Source organism: Paraburkholderia sp. BR14312 (assembly GCF_040948675.1).
GTDB lineage: Bacteria > Pseudomonadota > Gammaproteobacteria > Burkholderiales > Burkholderiaceae > Paraburkholderia > Paraburkholderia nodosa_A.
The window spans coordinates 1-7,033 of record NZ_JBFPKI010000040.1 but is presented as its reverse complement, the minus strand read 5'-3'; the positions used below and the strand labels follow the sequence as shown (position 1 = coordinate 7,033).

Sequence of the window (7,033 nt, the reverse complement as noted above, 5' to 3'; positions counted from 1 at the left end):
GCACCGAACACCAATTCCGGAACTCTCCGAAACCGTTCGACTTCAAGCGAAACGGCTGTTCATCTTCCTCCGGAAACGCTGTTCGACTTCAACCGAAATCCGTGTTCGGCTTCGCCGAAATACGCAGTTCAATCCACAGGTCCCAACTCCCTTGACCGTGAAGTTGTCTGGGTTTCGGGAACCCTCACGGTGTCTGCTCCTGCATTTTCGGCCCTCCCTTCGGGGGCGTACATTGCGACATGGAGTGGTGCCGACGGCGAAGTCACGGGCAAGATTCTCCCAAGCGACAGCATGGGCGACTCTGCCCAGCTCGTTCTCACTCCAGAGGGTACCAATCGCACCGTGATTGTTCTAGGGAGTCCGAGGTTCTTCCCGATTCCCAACTATCCGCCGCTTCATCTTGGTTGAGTGCAGCGGCATCCCACCGGGAACAACCGCTGCCGGCAATCGCCACGGTAAAGGCCCACGCTAATCACGTTCATCAAGAGATATCTTCGTGACATCCGTATGGCGAAACCGGCACCTCCCGTCACGTTATGAGCGGTAGCGCACGGCCCGACCGTTCTGTCATCCAATTGAAGTCTGCTCAAGCAACCACCAGGCCCGAGATGGCTGATTCCTGGCTGATGAAACTGTGCAGACGCCGGCACAAAAACATCGCTGCCGTGGCGCTCGCTGTAAAGAATGCACGGACAGCATGGGCCATGCTGATACGAAATCAGGTCTTTCAGGCTAGCCATGTACCTGCGCGAGCCAGCGTGATGGGTTGAAATACTCAGCTATTAACAGCGAAACGGCTTTCACTCCCCAGAGGTATCTGTTCACGCTTTGTGGATGACTTGTGTTAGCGACGCTTAATCCAAATGCTCGTCGAGCACTTGCGCGAACTTGGCAGCAAGGTGGCTGAGCTTGAAGGTCGTATCCGCGCGATCCATCGCACGGATGCGCCCCGGTCAGCTTCTCGAAACAATATCCGGGATCGGGCCGCTTACTGCGTCGGCCTTGGCAGCCTCCATCGGCAACGCCCGAGCTTTTCGCAGCGGCCGCGAACTTGCTGCATGGCTTGGTCTGGTGCCGCGTCAGCATTCTTCGGGCAGCACGCCGCGTCTGCTGGGCATCAGCAAGCGCGGCGATACGGCATACGAACACTTCTGATTGACGGCACCCGTGCGGTAATTCGCATGGCGGCCAACGGCAGGCAGCAGCAAGGGACAGCAACGCAACATGAATGTCGAGACGGCGCTCAAAGCGAATCCGCAGTTTGCGGAAGCCGGCAAACCATGCATGCGTGCGCTCGACCACCCAGCGATGCCGTTATCTGTTCATGCTTTGTGGATGACTTGTGTTAGCGACTCTTAACAGATTATGTTTTTTCGAGTCTCTCTCACATGTCCTGGAGTGATATCACTGCTACTCCTACCACGATCACGATGATTGAGAAAAATTTTCTAACTACGCCTCCGGGAGAAATATCCTCGGCGATAAATTTTGGAAACAGCTTCGTTGCCAGGAACCCAAAAGCCAAAACGAACAGCGGGTGGATACTGACGACTACCGAAACCAAAGCTGCACCGCCTCCCGCAGCCAGAGCGGCCATGAAGAATACATAGCCCCCAACATCAAAGATGTTCGTCGCCCCGAAAATTCCGAATTGCTTACAGTTCAAAACTTTTAGATCATCAATGATGAGCTTTCTCCATTTCGGAACCAATAAAAGCAACATCCCACCAAGGGCATAGCCAGCAAAGTTGAAAATTAGCACCGAGTGCAAGCTCGTGACTTTCAATATCTCATCTGAAATTACAGTCGAGACAGCTCCCAAAAAAGCAGAAATTAGCAACACGACTACGTGCCGGGGGTGCCCCAGTCCACCAATCGTCTGCCTAGACATGCATAGTATTAGGATACCAACGACGATCAAAGCGAAGCCAGTCTGTTGCCTAGATGTCGGAATGGCATGAAAAATCAGCACTGATGCGGCCAATACAAATATTGGTTCAGATTGGTGAATCGGAATCACAACAGATACATCCATATCCCCCAAGGAGTAGCTATATGCAAAGTATTGTAGAAATATTGCGAGACCAGAGCATATATTTATCGCCACCATATATAAGTCTAGATCGGCGGGCCGGAAATAGGCATAAATTGCCATCGCAAAAAAAATATTCCCGATGCTCAGCAAGAAAATGAACGAAATCCAATTGGATGCAATATTAGTGATTGCAAACTTATCAACAATATATGAGAGACTCCAAAGCAGCGGTGCCAGAAGGGCAAAATATAACCAGGTCATTTCTCGCTCCCGAGAACCTCAAGAATCGTATTTTTGCTATCGTTCAATAGCTCATTCGAGAAGTCATCGGTAACATGATCAAAAATAAATGTATTGTTATATCCGAAACCATCAGAAGTTTCGAAGCCAACTATTTTGTCAAGGATTGCTGGAAGCTCGCCAAACCGAGATGAGTGGTTTTTCTTCAAAAGCTTCATAGCGTTGCCGTAGTGCGCCGCTTCATCTTTAGTAGCATTACGAATCCATGCGGACAGACAATCAGGCCCAAGACTATCAAAAAGCTTGAAGTCCTGCTTATAAGCCCGAGTGCTAGTAACTTCATCGAATGCAATTGACGCCAATATGGTGAATTCATCAACCATGAAGGATGAAATCGATTCAAATTCCGGCTGTCTGGATTCGATTTCTTTGTCGATATCTTCTTCTCGGAAACCATACAACACACTATTGATCTTTCGAAGACCTCTATAATGGTTTTGTTCATCCAAATGCCAGAGGCATGCGAACTCTAAGAAATCATCGCTCAGCTGTAAATCACTTCGATTCATGAGATATATCAAGAAGTGCTTGGAATCAAACTCAGCGCTCATGTCATGCCAAAAGTGTTCTTGCCGTGATTTTATGACATCCCTAGATCCGGTGATGCGTTCGGGAGTCAGATATTTAAGTAACTCAACTGAAGACCAGTCATAACTTTTCAAGCCGATTGACGATTTTAAATAGCTCATGATTGCGCTCCCTGCAATTATTCCATGAAGTTTTGAAACTGCCACTTATCAGACGAAGCAGTGGAAAATAGCCCTTTATCCTCTTCCACAGGACTCCAATCAGTGTATTCCCCCAGCATTTCGCCTAAGTAGGGCTTTGCATTATCTAGCACGAAGCTAAAGTCCATCTCTTCCGCTTCAATGATCCCGCAACGTGGATTAGCAACTGCCCATTTCATACCTGCTATAACACCGGCCACGACTTGCAAAGAGGTCGCAGAGCTTTCAGGGTTGAGCTTTTGAGCAACCGAGTTCTCCATGTAGAACCCAAACCAATATGCATTTTTCTTATGCCCCATCAGAAGCACGCCAAGATAATCCCCTCCCGAGGCGATATCCGGTCCTTGCAAAATTCTCCCTTGTGCCTGTGGATTCCAAGAACAACCACTAAGCTCGTGAATGGAAAGTATAGCGTCATTGCAAGGATGGTAAGCATAATTGACCGTAGGCCGATAAGCGGCTCGCTCACCTTCAAAGTACGTTAGATAATCCGACAGAGAAACAACTTCATTATGAGTGATCAAAAAGCCTAAGCATGGGCCAAAAGCAGGAGTCCAGGTTTTCAATCTGACCGAGGCGCCCGGGCGGTTCAAATAGATCGCGCTATTGCAGCCTGTAGTATGCCGCTGCCCCTCTGGCGGTAAGCGAAGTTCATGAGTCCCCCAGCCTAACTCAGCAGGCTGGCAACCTTCGCCAATAAACCCATCAATTGACCAAGTATTTACAAACTCGCCAGGCCGCTTAGGCAGTTTTGCAATCTGGGTATCATGCTCCGCAATATGGATTATTTTCACATCTAGATCAGCAGACAGCTTCGCCCACTGCTGACGAGTTTGCGGGATTGGCTGGCTTATTCCGTAAATATCATCCCGAATATTCAGAAGTGCCCGCTTTACGAAATGAGACACCAAACCCGGATTTGCGCCGTGCGCTACGATAGCTGTAGGGCCATCTTGACATTTAGCCTTCAACGTAAGCATGGCTTCCCTGAGGGCGTAGTTGGTACGCTCTGCAGGCTCTGAATCTGCATTTACATAATGTCCGGCCCATGGTTCAATGCATGTATCAATATATTTTGTTTCTTTCTGCTGGCAAAATGAAACCAGGTCGACACTTGAGACATTGACGGACAGGTTGATTACAAAGGAGTCGGAATCCAGGTCGCTCAGCAAGTCTTCAAGATTTTCCTTAGCGACGCTCGCCGCCACCCAAGTTACAGGGAAATCGAAATCTGCGCTGAGCCTCTGGGCGCCATATGGATCTATTACCTTAAGGCTTTCAATTTCGCCCCCGAACTCACTGAGCAAGGTTGGCATAAGTGCAGATGCAATGGTTCCGTAGCCAATCAACACAATCTTCATAAGCATTCTTCCTTGACAGGAATTTGCGAGCGGACAGGGAGATATACCTCGGCAGGGAGGCTGATCTGCCGTCGAAATCCTGGACAGAAATGAGTGTTAGTGTTTCGGAGCAATTTTCCTCATGACACGGGAGGTTGGCGATGAAACGCAATCAGTATTCGGTGGAGCAGAACGTGGCCGCAGCTGGGGAGATCCGAGCAGACGTATTACCGCTGGAAGAAGCTAGATGTGGGCCAGGAGTCGAACTAGGGTGCGTGAGCTGAAGCAGCTCCAAGACGAGAATGCGCGGCTCAAGAAGCTGGTTGCGGAGCTCAGTCTGGACAAGGCGATCCTGCAGGATATCGCCACAAAAAAGTGGCCCTGCACGCGCTGAAGAGACAGGCCGTGACCTACGTCATGCATCACTTCGGTCTTCCGACGCAGCGGGCGTGCCGTCTGATGCGGCAGGCGCGCAGCACGCACTACTATCGCAGCGTCAAGGATCCGCAGAGGGCGCTTCGGCAGCACATGCGTGAGATTGACCCAGACCCGCGTGCGGTATGGCTACCGACGCGTTCACGACTGCTCAAACCCGAAGGCTGGCGCGTGAGCCGCAACCGGATCTACCGGCTCTACGCTGAAGAACAGCGGCAGTTACGCTCGAAGTTGCCCAAACGACGCAAGATGGTGGTGTCGCGCCGTCAGCGTTGCGCGCCGACGCGCCCCAACGAGGTCTGGAGTCTGGATTTCGTGGCCGATCAACTCGCCAATGGCATCTGCCTGCGAGCCTTGACGATCGTGGCTGTCTTCAGCCGTGAGGCACTTGCCATTGAAGTCGGGCAGGTCAGTCAAATTGCGTCGCGCACCTGCGTCGGCTATCGAACAATGATGTTGGATTCCCTACAAATAGCGCATGATTAGATCGGCCGCACGGAACCGGCGACTGTGAGAGAGCGAATTCGTCCTCGCCGACAAATTTCGGTCATCGAAAATCGCCGGCGGCCACAAGCGTGAAGGCGATCCTGGAACATCCTGGACGCTTTCATCATCGTGACCTGCCCGCAGGATGAGCGCCTCCGCGTCATCAATAGATTCGTTGTTTTTCGTCGCCGTTGACATCACTTCCGGGTGCGTCAGCCGGCTGTCGCCAGCATTCTAGTTCAGCAGCAATGCGCTCGTGACTATCGCCCCAGAGTAGTTGACGCACGTCGTCGGGCCATGCATCGACGTCGCACCCGTGATGATGCAACAGCGCAAGTGCGAGCCGCTCCATTCCGAATACGATGCAGGCCGAGTGCGCGATGGCGCCATTCGCGCAACGCAGTTTCCATATCCGACCGAAGTGGTCCATGTGATAGTTGAACGACAGGCAGGCGGTTTTGCGCTGCGGGTCCGTTACCGGGATCAGCAGTTCGAATTTCAACTGCTGCGCGCGCTGACTGTCCGCGACGATCTTGCCGCCGCGGCCGAAGAATGGATCGTTCGCGACGTCGAATTCGGCGGGCAGGCGTAACATACCTGTAAGTGCATGGCCGCGTTCGATCCACTTCGTGCGAAAAGCCTGAACATCTTCTGGCGAGCCAATCCGCACATACTCGCGCATTCTGAACATTTGCATGCGCGTCGGGTCCAGAGAAGGTTCGTGACGGAAGCAATACGACAGCACATCTATAGTGAGCGCATTTTCTGGTAGCGGGCCGCGTCGCGCGATGACCGGATAGACCGGATAGCGCGCAGCGGGTGTGAGCACAGCGCGCGTTGGCTTTTGCTGGGCTAGCCAGGCGTCGCTTCGCTCGTCGCCGGGATCGGATGGCACGTCGTTGAGCGCCCGCAACAGGCGCCGATGGTCTCTCGCTCATCACCGCAGAACGCGTGAATCGTGCCGGCGAGGTGCGGAAAGTTCTTCAAGTATTCGCTGTCTTCGAAGTCCTTGCGTGGCACCGCTAGCGGGAAGCGCAGAACTTCCGGATGCTGGTCCGCAGCCATGCTGGATATCAGCCACGTCAGGCGTTCGACGATGCCTTCGTAGATATGGTTGTGTCCATAGAGGCCGTTTTCGCCGGTGTCGACGAGCAGGCCGGCTGCGATCAACCGGTCGCGCAATGGCTGTTGCGCATCGGATACGGGGGCACCACCGCGTGCATACTCAGGGAAGGAAGATGCGACAGGTACGCTCATGTCATGCCTCTATTGATAGTGACGGGCGCTGCGCAAGTAGCGGGCTGGCCGTGTTCTGGTCAATCCGGTCGTTGTTGATAATCAGGGATGCAGAATAAATGTCGCGCGGATACCGCCAACGAAGGCAAGTTGGTCGCGATCTGCGCAAGCGGCGACGCGCCGCAACTGCTCGCGGCGATGCGCGCGCATCCGTTGGGCGTGGCGGCGGCGCGCATCGGCGAAGTGGTCGAGGACGCGCATGGCTTCGTTCAGATTGAGACGAAATTCGGTGGCCGGCGCATTGCCGACTGGCTTTCGGGCGAGCAACTGCCGCGGATCTGCTGATCCGGGTTGCGTGCAACATGGCAATGTACCCACTCCATCGGATCGGCCGCGGTGAACGGCAGGGTCCCTGTGAGCATCTGATAGAGCGTGACTCCGAATGCGTAGAGGTCGCTGCGCGAATCGATCGA

The 7,033-nt window shown here is 53.0% G+C and carries 4 protein-coding genes and 6 pseudogenes; 5 read left to right on the top strand and 5 right to left on the bottom strand.

All coding sequences use genetic code 11. The features are described 5' to 3' along the window. The 3 genes and pseudogenes from AB3X98_RS41760 to AB3X98_RS41750 all read left to right on the top strand — a co-directional run. On the top strand, positions 1-408 hold a 408-nt coding region (locus tag AB3X98_RS41760; protein ID WP_368607133.1), incomplete at its 5' end, for a hypothetical protein. Positions 409-614: 206 nt separating this feature from the next. Continuing rightward, positions 615-770, top strand: a pseudogene (locus AB3X98_RS41755) (IS110 family transposase); the annotation flags it as partial. Between the two features lie 105 nt (positions 771-875). Next, a pseudogene (locus AB3X98_RS41750) lies at positions 876-1,184 on the top strand (transposase); the annotation flags it as partial. Positions 1,185-1,197: 13 nt separating this feature from the next. Here AB3X98_RS41750 and AB3X98_RS41745 read toward each other — a convergent pair. The 4 genes and pseudogenes from AB3X98_RS41745 to AB3X98_RS41730 form a co-directional block, all read right to left on the bottom strand. Continuing rightward, positions 1,198-1,314, bottom strand: a pseudogene (locus AB3X98_RS41745) (IS5/IS1182 family transposase); the annotation flags it as partial. A gap of 70 nt (positions 1,315-1,384) precedes the next feature. Continuing rightward, the gene (locus AB3X98_RS41740) at positions 1,385-2,296 is read right to left on the bottom strand and encodes an EamA family transporter (protein ID WP_342949938.1); all 912 of its coding nucleotides are present in this window, start codon (positions 2,294-2,296) and stop codon (positions 1,385-1,387) included. Beyond that, positions 2,293-3,024, bottom strand: a complete 732-nt coding sequence (locus tag AB3X98_RS41735; protein ID WP_342949939.1) for a hypothetical protein — start codon at positions 3,022-3,024, stop codon at positions 2,293-2,295. Before AB3X98_RS41735 ends, AB3X98_RS41740 begins: the two co-directional genes overlap by 4 nt. Positions 3,025-3,041: 17 nt before the next feature. Next, positions 3,042-4,424: a saccharopine dehydrogenase C-terminal domain-containing protein gene (locus AB3X98_RS41730; RefSeq protein WP_368607132.1), complete on the bottom strand. Its 1,383-nt coding sequence runs from the start codon at positions 4,422-4,424 to the stop codon at positions 3,042-3,044. Positions 4,425-4,564: 140 nt separating this feature from the next. Here AB3X98_RS41730 and AB3X98_RS41725 point away from each other — a divergent pair. Continuing rightward, positions 4,565-5,246, top strand: a pseudogene (locus AB3X98_RS41725) (IS3 family transposase); the annotation flags it as partial. A gap of 241 nt (positions 5,247-5,487) precedes the next feature. Here the strand turns inward: AB3X98_RS41725 and AB3X98_RS41720 are convergent. After that, a pseudogene (locus AB3X98_RS41720) lies at positions 5,488-6,581 on the bottom strand (amino acid--[acyl-carrier-protein] ligase). A 114-nt stretch (positions 6,582-6,695) separates the two neighbouring features. On the opposite strand from AB3X98_RS41720, the pseudogene AB3X98_RS41715 reads away from it, so the two are divergent. Continuing rightward, positions 6,696-6,905 (top strand): annotated as a pseudogene (locus AB3X98_RS41715) (AIR synthase-related protein); the annotation flags it as partial. Positions 6,906-7,033 lie beyond the last annotated feature (128 nt).